This is a genomic window from Bifidobacterium asteroides (assembly GCF_003202695.1).
Classification (GTDB): Bacteria; Actinomycetota; Actinomycetes; order Actinomycetales; family Bifidobacteriaceae; genus Bombiscardovia; species Bombiscardovia asteroides_G.
Genome location: NZ_QGLL01000008.1, coordinates 154,859 through 174,363, shown reverse-complemented (window position 1 = coordinate 174,363; position 19,505 = coordinate 154,859). Strand labels below are relative to the sequence as shown.

The 19,505-nt window shown below is 58.2% G+C and carries 18 protein-coding genes; 14 read left to right on the top strand and 4 right to left on the bottom strand.

Annotation, left to right across the window (positions count from 1 at the left end; all coding sequences use genetic code 11):
* Positions 1-8 precede the first annotated feature (8 nt).
* The 8 genes from DKK75_RS05485 to DKK75_RS05450 all read left to right on the top strand — a co-directional run bounded on the left by DKK75_RS05485 (position 9) and on the right by DKK75_RS05450 (position 9,902).
* On the top strand, positions 9-827 hold the full coding sequence (locus tag DKK75_RS05485; RefSeq protein ID WP_110452439.1) for a carbohydrate ABC transporter permease: 819 nt from the start codon (positions 9-11) through the stop codon (positions 825-827).
* 37 nt (positions 828-864) lie between these two features.
* Positions 865-2,868 carry a glycoside hydrolase family 127 protein gene (locus DKK75_RS05480; protein WP_110452438.1) on the top strand — a complete coding sequence of 668 codons (2,004 nt, stop codon included), beginning with the start codon at positions 865-867 and terminating at the stop codon, positions 2,866-2,868.
* 186 nt (positions 2,869-3,054) lie between these two features.
* A complete protein-coding gene (locus tag DKK75_RS05475) occupies positions 3,055-3,690 on the top strand; it encodes an N-acetyltransferase (protein WP_110452437.1) in 636 nt (211 codons plus the stop codon).
* 42 nt (positions 3,691-3,732) lie between these two features.
* Positions 3,733-5,091 carry an alanine racemase gene (alr, locus tag DKK75_RS05470; protein WP_110452436.1) on the top strand — a complete coding sequence of 453 codons (1,359 nt, stop codon included), beginning with the start codon at positions 3,733-3,735 and terminating at the stop codon, positions 5,089-5,091.
* 70 nt (positions 5,092-5,161) lie between these two features.
* Positions 5,162-5,620 carry an Ohr family peroxiredoxin gene (locus DKK75_RS05465; protein ID WP_110452435.1) on the top strand — a complete coding sequence of 153 codons (459 nt, stop codon included), beginning with the start codon at positions 5,162-5,164 and terminating at the stop codon, positions 5,618-5,620.
* An 18-nt stretch (positions 5,621-5,638) separates the two neighbouring features.
* Positions 5,639-6,922: a deoxyguanosinetriphosphate triphosphohydrolase gene (locus tag DKK75_RS05460; protein WP_181414480.1), complete on the top strand. Its 1,284-nt coding sequence runs from the start codon at positions 5,639-5,641 to the stop codon at positions 6,920-6,922.
* A 57-nt stretch (positions 6,923-6,979) separates the two neighbouring features.
* Positions 6,980-9,070: a DNA primase gene (gene dnaG / locus DKK75_RS05455; protein WP_110452434.1), complete on the top strand. Its 2,091-nt coding sequence runs from the start codon at positions 6,980-6,982 to the stop codon at positions 9,068-9,070.
* Positions 9,071-9,155: 85 nt separating this feature from the next.
* The gene (locus tag DKK75_RS05450; RefSeq protein ID WP_258333170.1) at positions 9,156-9,902 is read left to right on the top strand and encodes an HAD family hydrolase; all 747 of its coding nucleotides are present in this window, start codon (positions 9,156-9,158) and stop codon (positions 9,900-9,902) included.
* Between the two features lie 19 nt (positions 9,903-9,921).
* Here the strand turns inward: DKK75_RS05450 and DKK75_RS05445 are convergent, their stop codons facing one another.
* The gene (locus DKK75_RS05445) at positions 9,922-10,254 is read right to left on the bottom strand and encodes a nucleotide pyrophosphohydrolase (RefSeq protein ID WP_110452558.1); all 333 of its coding nucleotides are present in this window, start codon (positions 10,252-10,254) and stop codon (positions 9,922-9,924) included.
* A 58-nt stretch (positions 10,255-10,312) separates the two neighbouring features.
* On the opposite strand from DKK75_RS05445, the gene DKK75_RS05440 reads away from it, so the two are divergent.
* The 6 genes from DKK75_RS05440 (at position 10,313) to DKK75_RS05415 (ending at position 17,705) form a co-directional block, all read left to right on the top strand.
* On the top strand, positions 10,313-11,011 hold the full coding sequence (locus DKK75_RS05440; protein ID WP_181414479.1) for a GIY-YIG nuclease family protein: 699 nt from the start codon (positions 10,313-10,315) through the stop codon (positions 11,009-11,011).
* A gap of 32 nt (positions 11,012-11,043) precedes the next feature.
* Positions 11,044-12,471, top strand: a complete 1,428-nt coding sequence (locus DKK75_RS05435) for a DUF2075 domain-containing protein (RefSeq protein ID WP_110452431.1) — start codon at positions 11,044-11,046, stop codon at positions 12,469-12,471.
* 105 nt (positions 12,472-12,576) lie between these two features.
* Positions 12,577-13,521, top strand: coding sequence for a uridine-preferring nucleoside hydrolase UriH (uriH, locus tag DKK75_RS05430; RefSeq protein ID WP_110452557.1), 945 nt, complete (start codon positions 12,577-12,579; stop codon positions 13,519-13,521).
* Positions 13,522-13,526: 5 nt separating this feature from the next.
* On the top strand, positions 13,527-14,975 hold the full coding sequence (uriT, locus tag DKK75_RS05425; protein WP_110452430.1) for a uridine transporter UriT: 1,449 nt from the start codon (positions 13,527-13,529) through the stop codon (positions 14,973-14,975).
* A gap of 244 nt (positions 14,976-15,219) precedes the next feature.
* Entirely contained in the window at positions 15,220-16,401 is a 1,182-nt protein-coding gene (locus DKK75_RS05420) for an SLC13 family permease (protein WP_110452429.1), read from the top strand.
* A 74-nt stretch (positions 16,402-16,475) separates the two neighbouring features.
* The gene (locus DKK75_RS05415; protein ID WP_110452428.1) at positions 16,476-17,705 is read left to right on the top strand and encodes an MFS transporter; all 1,230 of its coding nucleotides are present in this window, start codon (positions 16,476-16,478) and stop codon (positions 17,703-17,705) included.
* A gap of 50 nt (positions 17,706-17,755) precedes the next feature.
* Here the strand turns inward: DKK75_RS05415 and DKK75_RS05410 are convergent, their stop codons facing one another.
* From DKK75_RS05410 to DKK75_RS08045, 3 genes are read right to left on the bottom strand one after another with little or no spacing between them, the layout of a single operon-like run.
* Complete coding sequence (locus DKK75_RS05410; RefSeq protein WP_181414478.1) at positions 17,756-18,361, bottom strand: DNA-3-methyladenine glycosylase; 606 nt, start codon at positions 18,359-18,361, stop codon at positions 17,756-17,758.
* Entirely contained in the window at positions 18,358-18,744 is a 387-nt protein-coding gene (fdxA, locus tag DKK75_RS05405; protein ID WP_110452427.1) for a ferredoxin, read from the bottom strand. The genes DKK75_RS05410 and fdxA overlap by 4 nt, the downstream gene beginning before the upstream one ends.
* A complete protein-coding gene (locus tag DKK75_RS08045; RefSeq protein WP_146208617.1) occupies positions 18,741-19,493 on the bottom strand; it encodes a helix-turn-helix transcriptional regulator in 753 nt (250 codons plus the stop codon). Before DKK75_RS08045 ends, fdxA begins: the two co-directional genes overlap by 4 nt.
* Positions 19,494-19,505 lie beyond the last annotated feature (12 nt).

The window sequence follows — 19,505 nt, the reverse complement described above, 5'->3', positions numbered from 1 at the left end:
GGGGAATCATGACTACGCCCTTGTGGAAACGTTGCATAAGCAGGATTCTTCAGGCACTGCTGGCCTTGGTCTTCGTAGCTCCCCTGATATGGGTAGTCGTCTGTTCCTTCAGTCCGCAGACGGGATCTGCTCAGACGGATGGATGGGGGCCGGGCAATTATCTGACCTTGCTGCATTACCAGGACGGGTTGCCTACCTATCTGGCCAATTCGGTGGTCATCACCCTGGTTACGGTGGTGCTTTCCGTAATCGTATGCACTATGGCCGGATACTCCTTCTCCAGATTTGAATATCCAGGCCATGATCTGGGATTTATGGTGACGCTGTCCATTCTCATGGTGCCGTATGCGTCCCTGCTGATACCGCTCATGGTCTGGTACAAGGACATCGGTCTGAACGATTCGCTGGTCGGTGTCGGCCTTGTACTGACCCTTTTCCAGCTCCCCATGAGCACCTTCATCATGCGCATAGCCTTTGATGCCATTCCCAAGGACATGGAAGAGGCCGCCATGGTGGACGGATGCAACAGCCTGCAGGCGCTGGTCAAGATCCTGATGCCTGTAGTCAAACCCTCTATGGTGACCGTGGGGCTGCTGGCCTTCCTGGAAGCATGGAATAACTTCATGATTCCCCTCTACCTGGTCGGATCTTCGCATGCCCCTCTGCCGTTGGCCTTGGTCAACATGCGTCAGCAGACCATGGGCGTCATTGATTATGGAGCTACAGAGGCAGGCGTGGTTGTGTTGCTCTTGCCCGCAGCAATCCTCTTCCTGGCGCTTCAGAAGTATTACGTCAAGGGATTCATGGCAGGGGCGGTCAAGGGCTGACGGTCCGCGTTGGCGATCAGGGACAGAAGGAGAACGAATGAGAAAATCACAGTTGCGCGGGAAGCCACTGCCTAGTGAACCCCGGGTTCGGATTACATCAGCTTTTTGGAAACAACGGCGGGAGCAGATCGCACGTGTGGTTTTGCCCTATCAGTGGCAGGTCCTCAATGATCAAGTCGATGTGAATGTGCCCGATGATCCAGCAGGAAACCAGGGTTCCGACCCGCTCAGTCATGCTGTCAGCAATCTGCGCATCGCCGCAGGTGAGCGGGCCGGAGAATTCAAAGGGATGGTCTTCCAGGATTCGGATGTCTACAAGTGGCTGGAGGAGGCTGCTTATGTGCTGAAGTACCATCCGGATCCTCATCTGCAGGAGGTCTGTGACAGAACTGTGGATCTTATTTCCCGGGCCCAGGCTCCAGACGGGTACCTGGTCACCGCTTTTCAGATTGGGACGGGGCCTTGGGCGAATCGCAGGCCTTTCACGCAGCTGCAGCAATCCCATGAAACCTACAGCATGGGTCATTATATAGAAGCGGGACTGGCCTATTACCAAGCCACCGGCAATGGGCAGGCACTGGATATAGCTCGTCGGATGGCTGACTGCATTGATGCGCATATTGGACCCGAAGAAGGGAAAATCCACGGGGCCGACGGCCATCCGGAAATTGAGCTTGCCCTTTGCAAGCTTTTTGAGGCCACTGGTGAAGAGCGGTATAAGCAATTGGCCGCCTACCTCATCGATATTCGCGGGCAGGATCCACGTTTCTACGAAAAGCAGCAAAAGAGCGCGCCGGGTGAGCAGATTGCGCCGGATATGGCTGATTATCCTCTGGAGTACTTTCAGGCTGAGCGGCCGGTTCGCCAACAACAAACAGCTCACGGACATGCGGTGAGGTTGATTTATCTGTGCACGGGCATGGCTCATCTGGCCGCCATTACCCAGGATGCAGACTTGGAACGCACGGTACGCCGACTATGCCACAACCTGGTCGACAAACGCATGTACATCACGGGGAATATCGGGTCCACTCACGTCGGTGAGTCTCTTACCTATGATTACGACCTCCCCAATGACACCATGTACGGGGAAACCTGTGCGTCGGTCGGAGCTGCGATGCTGACCGAGAGAATGCTCGCGCTGGATGCAGATGGCGAATATGGCGACGTCCTGGAGCGTGAGCTTTTCAACGGTGCCTTGGCGGGCATCAGTTTGGATGGGCGTCAGTACTTCTATGTCAATCCTCTCCAGGTTGATCCCGAGGGAGTGGACAATCCAGATCGCCATCACGTTCTGGCGCATAGAGTGGACTGGTTTGGTTGTGCATGCTGTCCCGCCAACATTGCCCGGCTGATCGCTTCCGTGGATAGATATATTTATGCAAGGCCTGATGGCAGCACGGTGCTCAGCCATCAGTTCATCGCCAATCAGGCCAGCTTCGACAATGGTCTTGAAGTTGTACAGTCTACGAATTTTCCATGGAGCGGTCTTGTCGATTACGACTTGAAGATGGACGCGGATGCACTCGGACCGGTTCGTTTTGGCATCAGAGTGCCTGGTTGGACGGCGAATTCATACAAGTTGACCCTTGACGGATCTGAAGAATCGACGGAACCTGACCGCGGATTCTTCTATGTGGATCTGGCTCCGGGCCAAAGGTGCCATGTTCACCTGGAAATGAATATGGACGTTAAGTTCATGAGAGCCAACTCGCGGGTTTCGTTGGATGCCGGATCCGTGGCCCTTATGCGAGGTCCTCTGGTGTATTGCGCCGAGTCGACCGATAACCCGGGAAAGCTGTGGCAGTACCGAGTTCTTATGGATCCTGGGAAAGTGTCATCTGAATTCCACCAGGATCTGCTGGGCGGCGTCGACGTGCTGACCGTACCAGCCATGCTTGCTTCCGAGGACAACCCTGATGATCCGCTCTACATGCCCCTGTCGGATAGGCATGAGCGATCTGCAAGCATGAAGCTGGTCCCTTACTATGCTTGGGCCAATCGGGAGAGGGGAAGCATGAGAGTCTGGCTACGTAGCTGATGGAGATAGGCTCTGAATTCTTATGAGGGTCGCAGAATAGCCCAAACTATTCCCTGATTCGCTCAATGCGTACTCACTTCGTGCCAGCTTTCTGTTGGATACACTCGTACTTCGGCAATCGCAGGGGCGGGTCTCGTCCCTGCCGCACCGGTCGAGAAAGAGGTAGCCACAGTGAGCAGGTACGCGATGGAAACTGCACGTTGGATCCGTCATGCCACCATGGACGACTTTGAGGCGATCATGCCTGTCTACGCCTACGCCAGAAAGCGGATGGCCGAGACCGGCAACCCCCATCAGTGGGGGGACAAGTACCCCCTGCCCGAACGCATCCGCGAGGACATCGCCGGGGGCCACACCATGCTGTTGATAGATGATGCGGCTGGCATGGACCACATTCCTGAGGATCCCGTCTACCCTGAACCCGAGCTTGACGAGCACAAGGGCAGCCATGAGCGCATCATCGGCGTCTTCGCCCTCTTCCATGACCCGGAGCCGGATTATCGAGTCATCGATGGCAGCTGGCTGGATGATCGGCCCTATACCACCATCCATCGGGTGGCCGCCTCGGGACTGGGTCGTCACGCGGCCGGGGACCTGCTTGACTGGAGCATGCGCCGATACGAGAATATCCGCGCTGATACGGGACTGAAGAACTACGCCATGCAGCACATCCTGGAGACTCATGGCTTCACCCGCTGCGGCAACATCATCATGCCTGAGAACAAGGAGATTGAGAACGTGCGGGTGGCCTACCAGCGGCACGACCGTCCGCTCGACCTGGCGGAGCGCGAAAAGGCGGCCAAGCACTTGGTCGCTGTCTGATGGCGGGTGCCGACCGTCGCAGCGCCGTCGCACAATGGAGCCATGACATTGAGTGCAGCACCGGCATGGCGATTCTCCGGGCCCGAGGGCAAAAAGCACTACGAGCAAGCCCTTCAGGCTTATCCCGGGCAGATCATCGTGGACTTGCGGACCTTGAAGGCCAATATGGCCACCCTGGTGAATCTGGTTCATTCCACGAACCCTGGTGCTGCAGTCATGGGCGTAGTCAAGGCCGATGCCTACGGCCATGGGCTTATCCCAGCCGCTCTGGCGGCATTGGCCGGCGGGGCAACCTGGCTGGGCACGGCCCAGTCCAGCGAGGCCCTCTGCCTGCGTCGGGCGGGCATCGGCCCAGACCGTTGCAGGATTCTGTCATGGATGTTCAACGGGGACCGCGCTCCCTTTGACAGGCTGATCCAAGCTGACATAGATCTGGGCGTCGGTTCATTGAAGACCATGGACATGGCGGCCCAGGCGGCGGATCGGGTTGGCAGACCTGCTCGCGTCCACGTCAAGGTGGACACCGGCTTCGGACGCAACGGCTTCACTCCTGAAACCTTCGGGGACGCTCTGCGCGAGCTCTCTCGCCTGGCCGCCGAGGGCCTGTTGGAGCCTGTTGGGCTTTTCAGTCATCTGGCAGTGGCCGACATGCCTGGCGTGGACGAGTTCGTGTCGTCCACTGACGAGCAAATCGCCCTCTTTGAGGAGTTCTCTGACAGGATGACGGCCGCAGGCATGAAGCCCGAAGTACGGCACCTGGCCAACACTGCTGCCACGCTCAGCCGTCCTGGGATACGCTATGACCTGACCCGTCCGGGCATTGGCCTGTACGGATACGAGCCTGATCCCTCCATGGGGGTTTCGGCTGACTATGGATTGCGTCCGGCTATGACCCTTCAGGCTCAGCTGGGCACTGTCAAGGATATGCCGGCTGGTCACGGCATCTCCTATGGACGCACCTATCTGACGGAGAAGCCCACCAGCACGGCCATCATGCCCTTGGGCTACGCCGATGGGATACACAGGTCAGCCTCGGGCTTCGACTGCGAGGGCGCTATGGGTCGAGAGCACCTGGGCGGGCCCGTCCGACTGATGACTAGTCAAGGGCCTAGGTTGGTTCGCGTTGCTGGAAGGGTCTGCATGGACCAGTGCGTGCTTGATCTCAAAGGCATGGCCTCCGACTTTGGCGTGAGCGAGGGCGATACCGTTGTGCTCTTCGGGCCAGGCAGAGGGGAGGATCAGGCGGAGCCAACCGCCGATGACTGGGCCCGGGCCGCCGACACCATCAGCTATGAGATCTTCACCTGCCTGCGTAGTCGGATTCCACGGCTCTATCTTGGTGTGCATGAGGTGATCGACCCCTCCGACCTGCACCTGTTCGCCCCTGACTCAATTCTTTGAGACCACTATCACAGGCAGAACCTGGTCCGAAGGTCTTGTCAAGGGGCAATATAAGTGGTGAGATGAGGTTATGACTACATATACAGGAAATGAACCCAGCAATATCTCATACACAGCTGTAGCTGACATCACTGGAGGCCGCGAGGGCCATGCGGTCAGCCACGAGCCCGATCTCTCCTTAGACCTGGACACGCCCAAGGCCATGGGGGGCAAGGGCCAGGGCACCAATCCCGAGCAGCTCTTCGCCATTGGGTGGGGCGCCTGCTTCCAGGGAGCCATGGGCCTGGCAGGCAAAGAACTGCGCGTACCGGCCACCAAGCTGGCCCAGAGCAGAGTGCGCACTCATATCTCCCTCGGCGACCAGGGCGAGTCCTTCGGCATCAAAGCGTTGATCGAGGTCAGCCTGCCCGGCGTCGAACGCGATCTGGCCACCCGACTGGTGGAACGCACCCAGGAGCTCTGCCCCTATTCCAAGGCCACGGCGGGCAATGTGCCTACTGAAGTGGTGGTCGTGGACGATCTGGACTGAACGGAGCGGGCGCGCCTGATGGGCAGTGACGAAGGGGGTGGATCCCGCCTGCTGGCCGAGGGTTACTCTGCCCGGGACCAGGAACGGTGGGCCCAAGAGCCGCCGAAGACCAGCGGCAGGACCGCCTTTGAAAGAGATAGGGCGCGCCTGGTTCATTCTTCGGCGCTGCGTCGGTTGGGGGCCAAGACGCAAATTCTGGTCGCCGGTACTGACGACTTTGCCCGTACACGGTTGACCCACACCCTTGAGGTGGCCCAGATCGGACGGCAGATCGGGACCATGCTGGGCTGCGATCCCGACGTGGTGGATTGTGCCTGCTTGGCTCATGACCTGGGTCATCCGCCTTTCGGCCACAACGGCGAACGCGCCCTGTCCTCACTGGCCTCCGGTATAGGGGGATTCGAGGGCAATGCGCAGACCCTTCGCCTGCTGACCAGGCTGGAGCCCAAGGTCTTCCATCCGGACGGACGTTCAGCAGGAGTCAATCTGACCCGAGCCGCCCTGGACGCTGCGGTCAAATATCCTTGGACTCTGGCCCAGGCCTCGGCTCATCCAAAGGGGGAGAGGACCGCCAAGTTCTGCGTCTACCCTGACGATCAGGAGGTCTTTCATTGGCTTAAGCAGGGGGCGCCGCCGGCCAGCACGCCTATGGAGTGCCAGGTCATGGACCTGGCTGACGACATCGCCTACAGCGTCCACGACGTGGAGGATGCTATCGTGGTCGGTTCTTTCGCGCCTGAACGGCTGGCCGAGCCCCGGATCATCGATGGCGTGGTCCGGGCTGCCCGATCCTGGTATGGCGACCGCTGGGATGCTGACCAGCTGGTCCGAGCCCTGGAGACCGTCCGTGGCCTGTTGCCGCTGGGCTTCGATGGTTCACGCCGCGCTCTGGCTACTTTGAAGAACACCACCAGCTATTTGATCGGCCGTTTCGCCGATTCAGTGGAGGCGGCTACACGAGGTCGCCACGGCCAAGGCCCGCTGGCCAGATATTCGGCTGGGCTGGTCATTCCTCCTCGGACCTCCTATGAGATTGTGGCTTTGAAGGGGATCGCTGTCTATTTCGTCATGGCTCCCCGCGAGAAGGAGCCCTTCCACGAAGAGCAGCTGAAAATCGTGACCGACCTGGTTGAGGTGATGATGGCCGACTCGCCAGCGCCCTCTGATGCCTTGGAGGACGTCTTCATGGAGGATTGGCGTAATGCCGGTTCGGATGGGGAGCGCCTGCGGGTGGCCATCGACCAGGTGGCCTCCTTGACCGACGGCTCGGCGCTGGCCCTGCATTCCCTGGTCTGTTCCTAGGCCTGCGGCGTTTATGCCGGACGCAACACATCGCCCTGGACCGGTAGGCTGGGTGTCATGTCCGGAATGATCAAGAAGGAAGACATCGAGAAGGTCAGAGCCAAGGCCGATCTGTATGAGATCGTATCTGAAAGCGTGACCCTGAAGCCTTCCGGTTCCGGCACCTACATGGGTCTGTGCCCCTTTCACGACGAGAAGACCCCTTCCTTTTCAGTGCGTCCCTCCTTGGGTGTCTGGCACTGCTTCGGCTGCGGTCTGGGCGGCGATGTCTTCACTTATGTGGAGCGGGAGGAGAATGTCGAATTCGGCGATGCCGTCGAGATCCTGGCAGACAAGTACCAGATCGAGCTGCATTACGAAAATTCCCGTCAGGACCAGCGCCATGGGTCCAAACGTTCCCGGCTGCTGGAGGCCAATGAGGAGGCCCAGCGCTTCTTCGTTTCGCAGATTATGAGCAAGGAGGCGCTGGCTGCGCGCAAATTGTTGGCCGGCAGGACCTTCTCGCAGGCTGACAGCGCCCATTTTGGCTGCGGATACGCCCCTCGCGGATGGGATAACCTGGTCCGCCACCTGTCCGACAAGGGCTTCACCCAGCAGGAGATGCTGGATGCCGGACTGGCCAGGCAGGGGCAACGGGGAGTCTACGACTACTTCCGGGGCAGGGTCACTTGGCCTATCAGGGATTCCACAGGCCGCACCCTGGGTTTCGGCGCTCGCAAGCTCTACGAGGACGACGGCATCAATGCCAAGTACATCAACACGCCGGACACTCAGCTTTACCGCAAGAATCAGGTGCTCTACGGCATCGACCTGGCCAAGGAGGCCATCGTCAAAAAGCGGCAGGTGGTTATTGTGGAGGGCTATACCGACGTCATGGCATGTCACCTTGCCGGCGTCGACACGGCAGTAGCCACTTGCGGCACTGCATTTGGCGAGGACCATGCCAAGATCGTCCGCCGTCTCATCTCTGACGACGCCCTGGGGGCTATCCAACTGGTAGGGCCGGTCCAGGGTTCCAGGGTGGTCTTCACCTTCGACGGTGATGCCGCCGGGCAGAAGGCCGCCCTGCATGCCTTCGGCCTTGACGGGAGCTTTCTGACGCAGACTTTCGTGGCGGTGGCTCGGGAGAATCTGGATCCCTGCGATCTGCGAATCCGCTACGGCGATGAGGCGGTGCGATCCCTGGTCGAGCATGCCCGACCGCTGTATGACTTCGTCATCGACACCGCCGTGGCCATGTTTGACACTCAGTACACCACCGGGCAGATGGGGGCGGTCAAAGCTGTGGCGCCCATTTTGGCCCAGATTAGGGACCGCTCCCTGGTGGGGGCCTACACCCGCAAGACTGCCAGGCAAATCGGCGTGGATCTGGATCTTCTGCGCCAGGAGGTTAACAAGGCCCGCCACAAGCTGCATGTGAAGGACCGGGATGCCTATGCGATCCGTACTCCTCGCCGCGGTTCGAGCGAATCGGAGGGGCGCGCAGGCTACGGCAGTGACGATGCTATGCGACGCCGCAGGATACAGCGTGAGGATGCTCTCCGACAGGGATACCATCGCATCGATGATGCCGTATTTATCTGCGAGCAGCAGTTCATGGGTGTACTCATCCAGATTCCCGGTGCGGTCGGATCGAATGCTTTTGCCCAGCTCAGTCCGGATAGTTTTGAGGTCCCGATTTTCCGTTCCCTCTATCGGGCTGTGCAGGCGACCGGAGGTCTTCCCGACAGCAAGACGCCCCAGGGACTGTGGATGCATAATCTGACCAAGGCAGCCGGGCCCATGTTGGAGTCGGCCATCAACGAGCTGGCCGTCATGCCCCTGCCCTTGAACTCGGATACACAGGAGTATGGGCAGAAGGGGGCAGGCTCGGGCTCCATGGTCGTCAACAGGGGAGACGATCAGGTGTCGGGCTCCCAGGAAGCGGACGCTCAGCTGAGACAGCCCAGCCCGGAGGAGCGTCAGTATGCTTCAGAGCTGCTGGCAAGACTGCTGGATGCCACTTACATGCGGCTGATTGCTTCTGCTCGGCACCGGATGAATCAGTTGCCAGATGGGCAGGAGAAGTTCGATCTTCTCGGTCAGCTCACCCAATACGAGACCCAGCGCAATGAGCTGCGCAACCAGGTCTTCGGTAACGCCGAATGAACTGGTGCCTGGATAGGTCTCTTGTTGGCATGCAACTTTCGACAGGCCCTACCGATAGGGTAGATACATGAACATGGAGTATCAGATGCAAGAAAGCCATGCCGGATCGACTGATGAGGCTCGGTCTGAAGGGGGCTGTCGGCCACTGGCCGTCTTCTGGGACATGGACGGGACCTTGATCGACTCAGAGCCCTACTGGCATCAGGCGGAGATGGATCTGGCACGCGAACATGGCGGAGACTGGAATGCCGACATGGGTTGGCAGGTCTCTGGCAGACCTCTGCCTAAGGTGGCAAAGCTGATGCGCGATCGGGGTCTTGGCGTTCCTGAGGACCAGATCCCCGATCTGTTGATCGATGGGGTGATCGCCTTGGAGGCGCATCACATGCCATGGATTGACGGGGTGCGTGACATCTTGGCAGGCCTTGTTGCGGCCGGGATCCCTTCGATTCTGGTCACCACGTCGCCACGCCGCATGGCTCAGGCTGTGGTCGCCAAGGCGCCCGAAGGAGCTTTCGCTGATTATGTTTGCGGGGATGACGGACTGGCACAGAAGCCTGATCCCGCGCCCTATCTTCATGCAGCTAGTTTGCTAGACATCAATAGCCCTGCTCAGATGGCCTCCTGTTTGGCTTTTGAGGATACCTTGACGGGAATCACCTCTGCTGTGGCATCGGGCGCCACCACAGTGGCCTATACCGGCGCCAACCCGGTGGACACTTCATCAGGCCCTCAGTTCGCTTCCATAAATAGCTATGTCGGAGTTACCTTGGATGACTTGTCAGCACTGATCGCCAGGCGGCTCGGACGATCGGAGTCATCCGCAGCATAGACTTGCTGAATTCATCCGTCTACTGCAGGGGCCGATATTTTCGGCTGGAACCGCGCGAAGCAGCCACTGGATACCTGTGGGCCGTCCTTTGCAGTTTGTCCATGACAATGCTGTCCATGTCCAGATCCAGCCGATCCGCTAGCTGGATGCAATAGGTAAGCACGTCCGCCAGCTCGTCAGTCACGTGGTCCTCATCACCGTCCCTAGGATCATCTCCCCACTGATAGCATTCCAAGAGTTCTGCAGCTTCGATGCAGATGGATTTGGCCAGGTTGGCGGGCGTGTGGAATTGATCCCAGTCGCGCTCATGCACAAAATCCATCACCGCTGCTTCTGTTTCCTCGCTGATCATGGTTTCGAGCCTACCAGTCGGCCCGCCTGCCATGAGATTGGTGTGGGTTCGTGGCATAGTGAAAACCATGGATTCATCAAGCGCGCCGCAGCCTGTGGTGATGACTTTGCCCTATGGCGACTCCAGGGATGAAGATTTTTCCAAAGCCATTGCAGAGTACAAGCAGAGAGAAGCTGTTGGCAGTCAGGGCAGCAATTTGGAGGAGAGGCTGCTTGAGGAGCTGTTCCTGCGCTATCCCACTGTATACATTGTCTCTGCTGATATAAGGGACAGCGGCAAAAAGCATGGCGGTGGGTCTCCTTATGTGGTTTACGTCGGGGAAACTAACGACATTCGTTCTCGAACCAGGCAGCATATTGAGTTGGATCCACGGACCCGGACGGATTGGGAACGCCTGGTGCGGTTCATGCGCAATAATCATGACAGGGTCTGCCAGTACATCATCGGTGATCGTCACTTCAATAAATCTCTGACACTGGATATGGAAAATCGGTTGATGGGGTATATGCAGAGCGTCGACTCGGTCAAGCTGGTTATGAACCGTAGAACCAACGCTCAGGACATGTACTACACTAGCGATGAATTCGACAGCATCTTTTCCAAGGCCTGGCAGACTCTGCACCAGATGGAGCCCGATCTGTTTCCGGAAGAGAAGGCGATCCTGGACTCTGCCCTGTTCAAAGCCTCGCCTTCCGCAAGCTCACTGACGAACAGCGGCGGGCTGAAGAGGCTGTTCTGCATGTGCTGGAGTCGGTGATAGTTCAAAACCCTAGCGAGGGTTTCCACTCGATGACGGAGTCGACGGGGCCGGTGCAGATTGAAGATGCCCTTACGCAGGTCATTGTCGTTCAGGGCATATCAGGGACTGGCAAGACCGTTTTGCTCAGCCATCTCTTCTATCAAATATGTGCCAGATACGGCATCTACGGAAATTTGAACGGCAAGGATGATAACCGTTCGTCAAAGGCCAGGCAGCGTTCCTACATCATTGTCAACCAGGCCGAGCAGGCTAATGTCTACAACCAGATGGCTCTGAAGCTGGGATTGCAAAAGAAACGCGGTCAGTGCGTGGTGGGGGCTGTCCAGTTCATCAACCGTTTCAGCAAGCACACCAATCAAAATGGTCGGTCCACAGGCAGAGCAGCGGACCCCATGAATAGCGTCGACGCTCAGGCGGATGTGGTGCTGATTGACGAGGCGCATCTGCTGCTGACACAAGGGTCACAGAGCTACTCAGGGAGCAACCAGCTCTACGACATTTTGCGGCGGGCAAAAGTAGCCATTGTAGTCTTCGACCCAGAACAGATCTTGCGAGGATCCCAGTTCGTGGATGCCCAGGAAAGTCGGTTTCTGGGGTTGACGGGTTCTGAACATGACCAGACCTTCTCGCAACCCATGCTCATCCGCGAAAAGTCACGGGACGGTCAGCATGTACGTGAGGATACTTTCCAGGTTAGTCATATTCGTTTGGATCAACAGATGCGCATTCAGGCTGATCCTGCAACATGCGCCTGGCTGGATCGGGTGACGGCCAAGGATGGCGTCATTGGTCCACTGCATCCGGATCCCTGGGAGCATCCTTACGAGATCAAGGTTTTTGATTCGCCAAAGGATTTGAGAAAGTTCATTCGTCGAAAGGACCAAGAGCAAAGGAGCGAGGGCTCCTTGGGCCTCTGCCGACTTCTAGCCACCTATGACTGGCCTTACAGCAGCAGGAATCACCCGGACCCACGGGATCCTTCCCGTCACTGGCAGGTTGTACTGCGCCAAGAGGATTCAGGCCGGTGGGTATGGGTCGAAGAGGGTCAGGAAGGGGATGGTGAATTCGCCATGCCCTGGAATTACGAACTCTATGAGGCGCAGGGAAACTCCGCTGCAAATCACCGGATCGCTTGGGCCGAGTTGCCCTTCACCATTGATGAGGTGGGCTCTATCTTTACCATCCAAGGTTTTGACCTCAACTACGCAGGGGTCATTATCGGGCCCTCAGTCACTTATAGGAATGGAAAGATCGAATTCGACCCGAAGCTCAGTTGCAACACATTGGCGACTAATCAACGGCCGGAGCTGGAGATGAATCCTGTGGATAATCTTCGGCACGAGTTCAATGTGCTGCTTAAACGAGGGGTGCACGGATTGGGGCTATTCGCAGTGGACCCCGATCTTCGGGATCGACTAGCCTGGGCAGTGGGTGGATTCGCCCGCGTCCAGGACTGACCAGTCGAACGCGCCTACAAGGATTGAATGCCAATCAGGGTTATCATGTCCTGGGCCATGGTCAATGGCCCAGGACATATTCATGAGAAAGGCGTAGGCGAGTACATGACGACGCGCAAGATCATCCTGGACTGCGATCCAGGGCATGACGATGCGGTGGCTATCCTTCTGGCAGTAGGCGATCCGCGGATCGACCTGATCGGAGTGACTACGGTTGGCGGCAACCAGAGTCTGGACAAGGTTACCTACAATGCGAGGGCTGTGCTGGAAAAGGCCCATGCGCGCCAGGTGCCGGTGCACGCCGGATGTGATAGGCCGCTGGTGCGTCCTCAGGAGGTGGCCGCCTCCATCCATGGCCAGACCGGTCTGGACGGGGTCGAGCTGCCTGAGCCTACCCGGCCGCTGGATCCTGGCCACGCCGTCGATTGGATCATCGAGACCATCATGCGCGAGGAGCCGGGCACAGTGACTCTGGTTCCCACAGGGCCCCTGACCAACATCGCCATGGCTGTCCGCAAGGAACCTCGCATCGTCGATCGCGTCCGCGAGGTCGTGCTCATGGGCGGCGGCTACCACGTGGGCAACTGGAGCGCTGTCGCTGAATTCAACATCAAGGTGGATCCTGAGGCCGCACATATCGTCTTCAACGAGCCTTGGCCGGTCACCATGGTGGGGCTGGATCTGACTCATCAGGCCCTGTGCACCCCGGAGGTTCAGCAGCGCATTGAGGGCATCGGCACTGATCTGGCCCATTTCGTCAGCGGGCTGATGGACTTCTTCCGCAAGTCCTACCAGGACAACCAGGACTTCGTGGATCCGCCCGTGCACGATCCCTGCACTGTGGCCTATCTGATTGACCCGTCCATTGTGAGTACCCGTCGTTGTCCGGTCGATGTGGAGCTGCGCGGGGACCTGACCTGCGGGATGACCGTGGCCGATCTGCGCGGTCCGGAGCCATCTGCCGAGGACTGCCACACCCAGGTGGCCGTCAAGCTCGACTTCCGAGGATTCTGGGACCTGGTGGTCAAGGCCATTACCACGATTGGATGAGATACATGAATACTTCGAATACCCCATCATCCGAAGCCGACAAGACCGCTGCCACGAGCGATGGCGGCTCCGGCCCCTCCATAGTCGCCTTGATGACGGCCCTCATGGCCGCTGTCTTCGCCTTCCAGCTCAACGCATCCATGCTTTCCCCGGCCCTGACGACCATGGGGGTCGAACTCAATGCAAGCAGCTCCAGCATCGGCCTGACCCAGACGGTGTTCTTCACCTCCTGTGCCGTCTTCTCCCTCTTCCTGCCTCGGCTGGGCGATCTGGCCGGTCGCAAGAAGGTGCTGCTGGGCATGCTGAGCCTTACAGCGCTGGGATGCGTGGTTTCCGCTCTGGCTCCCAATGTGACGGTGCTGATGATTGGGCGCGTCATTCAGGGGGTGGCTGGTCCGGTCGTGCCCATGACCCTGATCATGCTGCACGCCGAGGTGCCCGATGAGGCCCGCTACGCCAAACTCATGGCCATTCTGACAGCGGTCAACGGTGGCATCGGCGGCGTGGATGCCATACTGGGCGGATGGTTGGCCGGCACGTTCGGCTTTAGGTCGGTCTTCTGGTTCATGGTGGCCATCGCCGTGGTAGCCGTACTCCTGGTGGCAGTCTTCGCCCGCGAAAGCTCTGCAGACGATCGCCCCCGTATGGACTGGGCGGGTGTGGTATTCCTGTGCATCGCCTTCCTGGCGGCCTACCTGGCTATCAACGAGGTCGAGAAGCTGGCTCAGGCACGTTGGATCCTGGTGGTCGTTGAGATCCTGGCGGCTGCGGTCTTCTTCATGATCTTCTGGAAGGTCGAAAGCACCTCGTCAGCACCCATGGTCACCACAATCTATCTGAGGCAGCGGCGCACCTGGGGCCTTCTGCTGACGACTCTTACCACCATGGTCGGCGTCTTCGCCATCATGAATGGGATCGTTCCGGCTCTGGCCCAGGATGGCGAGGTCGGCGTCGGCTTGAAGGCCAGCATCGTCTCCTTTGTCACATTGACCCCATATGCCCTGGTCGGTCTGGTCTTTGGCCCGGTGGCCGGGATGCTGGCTTCACGTTTCGGCTACCTCAAGGTGCTGAAGGTCGGTCAGCTATTCAGTGTGCTCGGACTGGCCTTTGGCATCTACGTCTGCCTGGTTCCCAGCATCTGGAGTCTGGTGGCTCTTTCTCTGATCCTAGGCGTCTCCTATGCAGGGACGGCCAATATCATGCTTAACGGACTAGGTGTCGTCCTGTCTCCTGCGGACAACACAGGTTATCTGCCCGGTCTCAATGCCGGAGCCTTCAACCTGGGCTCGGGGCTGAGTTATGCGGTCCTCTATGCATTCATGAGTGGTCTGGCGGCATCCGGGGGCGCCCGTACAGGATATGTCGCGGCAATGATCGGCGGCGGTGTGCTGGTGCTGGTTGCCCTGGCCTTGTCCTATCTGATTCCGGATCCGGAACGAATGAGCGACAAGTAATATTGCAGTTCGATATGGGTCCTGTGGATGTGCTGATTTGCAGGACCCTTTTCCATGCCTTATGCGCATTTGATTTTATGCGCATCCGAGGGGAGTCAAAAGTCGGGGCCGGACAGGCTAGCAGTCAGTAGCTCTCAAGCGTTCCGACCTGAGGCTTTGGAGCGGAAAATAGCGTCTGGCAAGGCCCTGTAAGCTGCAGGCGGGCGCGTAAACTAAGTGAGGAATTCGTTCGCCGGAGGTGACTATGCAACATCGGGTGATCGGACTGTTGAAAAACGAGACCGTCCTGGTCGTCGCGACAGTCGTTGCTCTCGTGTCCTGCATCCTCATTCCTCCGGACCGGCAGTACCTGGGCTACATCCACGTCAATACCCTCACTCAGCTGGGTTCCCTCATGATGGTGGTCAGCGGATTTCAGCGCATCGGGGTCTTCCACGCCATTGGGGCCAGCCTTCTGAGCCATGTCCGCTCGGTGCGTGGCCTGGCCTTGGTTTTGGTTTCGCTGCCTTTCTTTTCGAGCATGTTCATTACCAATGATGTCGCCCTGGTTACCTTCGTGCCTTTTGCCATTGCCGTTCTCATCATGGCTGAGCTGGAAAGCCATGCCCTGCTGGTCGTCACCCTAATGACTCTGGGTGCCAATGTGGGCAGCATGCTGACCCCTATTGGCAATGCCCACAACTTATATCTCAAGGCCCGTTCCGAGATGCCTGCCGGTGAGTTCCTTCTCCTTATGGCGCCATACGCCCTGGTCGCGGCCCTGATGCTCTTCCTGTGCTGCTGGGTCGCCTTCAGGAATCAGCATCTGAACAAGTTCGAGGGTATGGATGCACAGGAGATTCGCCGCAGCATACTAGCGCCCAGAGAGGAGGGGGTACAACCTCAGGTGAAAGAGATGCAGCGGTCCAGCGGATGGCGTATCACCCTCTATTTCCTTCTTTTTCTTGTCTGCCTGCTCGGTGTGGCCAAGCTGATTCCCCAATGGGCCATGGTCCTGGTGGTGGCTGTGACCTTCCTGATCTGCGACAGGCGGGTCTTTCTGCATGTGGACTGGGGACTGCTTCTGACTTTCGTGGCTTTCTTCGTTTTTATAGGCAATGCCAGGCGGATTCCCCAGTTCTACAACCTTGTCAGCAGCCTGGTCAATATCCATCCTCTGATCACCTCGGTTTTGTGCAGCCAGGTCATCAGCAACGTGCCCACTGCCCTTCTGGTCTCAGGTTTTTCGACAGCCTGGCGTCCTATCATTCTTGGCACCAACCTAGGTGGGCTAGGCACTCTGGTGGCTTCAATGGCCTCGTTGATTTCCTACAAGGCTGTGATCAAGCAGTACCCTGACAGAAAAGGCAATTACCTGAAGATCTATACATCACTTAATCTGCTTTTTCTGGTTGTTTTGGTTGGCATGGCCCTGCTGCTGGAGTAGACTGCCCTCCATCAACCAGATATGGTGCCGCTGGCATTGAGAGGGAGGCAGCAACGGTGGAACCGGACCAAGACGTGTCTGAGCACAGGGACACAGGGATATTGGCCAGACGGAATCTTGGAGTTCTGGTCGGAATCATGGCCTTGGCCGTCATGTCGCGGTTTGACTCCATCATCTCCCCTTCCGTAGCAGCCATCCAGGCATCCTTTCCCCATGCCGATCCCTCCACCGTTGAATCTGTAGTCTCCATAGGCTCTTCGGCGGCTATAGTTTCCGCTCTTCTATTTGGCCAGCTCATGACCAGAATGAGTTTCAGAACCGCTGCCTGCATCAGCTGTCTGTGTGTGGCCCTGGGCGGCCTGATGCCCTTGGTCTTGCACGGAAGCGTAAGCCAGCTTCTCCTGTTTGCCTTGGTTGTCGGGTTCGGCGTGGGCATCGCCACTACTGTTCTCCCCAGCCTGTCGGCCAGGTTCTTCCGCGGGAAGCGGCTGGCGGCGCTGATGGGGCTGGTATTGGCTGTTCAGGATGGCTCTTCCATGCTGGTTCTTGCTCTTGGCGGTGTCCTAGCCAAGGGAGGTTGGCTGCACAACTATTGGCTCTATTTCCTGGCCTTGCCCGCCTTGGCGCTAGTCATTTTCATGGTCCCACGGGTTGGTGCCGTCGAGGATGAGCCTGACAAGGCCACAGGGTCTGAAGCATCGTCCTCCTGGAAAGGCCGACAATGCTGGTGGGGCATCATATCCTGCATTGTCATCGGGTTTTTGAGCATTTTCCTGGTCGCGGTCCTGTACAACAAGCTCTCGGTCTACATTGCCAAGTACGGTCTGGGCGGCACCAGTGCAGCCGGGGTGGCCTTGATGTTCAACACGGGTTCGTCGGTCGTTATTGGACTCGGCATCAACGGCATCAAGCGGATTTGCCGGCAATGGACCATTCCTGTCGCCTTTGCTCTCATGGCTCTGGGCGCCTTGCTCTTCCTGACCACCCGCTCCTTCCCATTGGTCTGTCTGTCGGCGTTCTTGATAGGGTCGGGCAGTGCAATCAATATGGCCACCTGCCCATTCCTCCTGTCCAATCTGACCGAGCACCGGCGCTATCCACTGGTCATGGGGATCTTTTCGGCCACTACCAGCCTTGGTTTTACGGCATCCACCTGGGTTTTCAAGGCTTTCTCAACAGCGTTTGGCTTGGATCCGGTAACCGGCAGTTTCATGGGCATGCTGATCATCGCTCTGCTTGCTGCCGTCATTCTTTCGCTTGTCCGTTTCCAGAGCTGTGTCGAATCCCGCTTCATCGAGCAATAAGTCGTCACCCTTTAGGGCGTACAAGCCCTAGGTGAAGGATTCTTTGCCCCCTATCGTGACAGGTAGGGGTTTCCGGCGATGACGAATCTCCGTAGGGTTTCCTTGGCGTGGGATATGCCGATTCGGGGAGTTGCCGTGATGGCCTCGTCCTGAGCCAGTTCCGCGGCTGCCAGACGGATGGGCGGTTTTCTCAGGTCATGGCCGTAGTTGCGCTTGTCGATGTCCAATGCCTGGCAGAGCTTGGCGGGACCATTGGTTAGATCCCGGTCAGGGTGACGGCCATGCCGGTGACTGCGCAGAAGGCCCAGACCCTGCATTGGCTGACAGGCCCGAATCAACACACCGGCGCCGAATCCGTCCTCCTGGCAGGAGATGTTCAAGCAGTAGTGCATTCCATAGGTGAAGTAGACATACATATGTCCGCTGGGGCCGAAAAGGGCATCGTTGCGAGCTGACCGTCCATGGTAGGCATGGCTGGCCGGATCATTCTGATCATAGGCTTCGGTTTCCACGATCCGAACCCTGGCCTGTTTCCCATCCGACTCGTAGTCTCGGATTATCAGGCAGCCCAGAAGCATCCGGGCAGCCTGATCCACAGGGCGGTCCAGAAAGTCAGGGAAGGCCAGGTGATCGTCCTGACTTGAGTCAGTCTTCATTTGGTCTGGTCCTTACGGACCCAGACTGCGCGCTGGCCTCGTGATTCCGGCTGAATGCAGACGAAATTATCCTGGTGGAGCAGGGCGGCAACCTGTGGATGGTCGTGATCGTAGGGTCCCTGGGCCTGGGCGCCGCCGGCATCGCCGACCTGGGCAAAGAAGTCTTCGGAGGCATCCTTGAACCAGGTCCATTCCTCTGGCAGATCCTCCTCGTAGAAGATTGCCTCCACGGGGCAGACAGGCTCGCAGGCGCCGCAGTCGATGCATTCGTTGGGGTTGATGTAGAGGTTCCTGGGGCCCTCGTAGATGCAATCCACCGGGCATTCGTCCACGCAGGCCTTGTCTTTGACATCCACGCAGGGCTGGGCAATCACGTAGGTCATTGCTTTACTCTCCTTTTTGATCGACTATCTGTTTTTATTACTTCCAGAAAGCATCCTTTTTGCGAGGACAAGGGTTTCAAGGATACGCTGGCCTTTTTGCCGCTGGTCTTCTTGCTTCTGCCGTCCACGAGCCCTTGGATCATCCCCAGATGGATTGTGCAGATAATGGGATGGCTGCCGACGCTGTCCAAAAAAGGGCATGAGGTCAGGTGCAGGCTTGCCGCATTCGGTCCTGCCGTAACCGGAGCAAACCCTAGGGTTGTCAGCGTATCCAATAGTGTCTGAGCCATGCTCGATGGCATCTCCCTTTTCGCGTTTTCCCTGTTCTGTCCGGCCAGGGTGCGGCCCCAGGCCACACCTGCTTTCAGCGCGGCCCTATTCCTGCTTCGGGTATCCGGGCAGGCAGCCTCCAAAGCCATGCAGAGCGAGGAGATCATATCCTCCCTGGCTCGGTTCACGGATGTGGGGGAGTAGATGACAGCCGGCCTGCCTCGACCGGCTGATTGGGCATTACTGTCTTTTTTCTGGCGGACTGCCTCACCTCGTTCGACCAGACGTTCAAGATGGAAACGAGCGGTGGTCGAATGGATGTCGAAGGCTGCCCCGATTTGCTGTGCGGTAAGACCTGCGCCGGTCCGTTCGGCTGCCGTATGCAGATCATTCAAGATTGCGGAGCGAATCTCTTCCCCGCTTCTGCGTCTGGATGGGGATTGGACCCATCGCTTGCGGGCTTGAATTTCCTGACTCATCGATTAAATTGT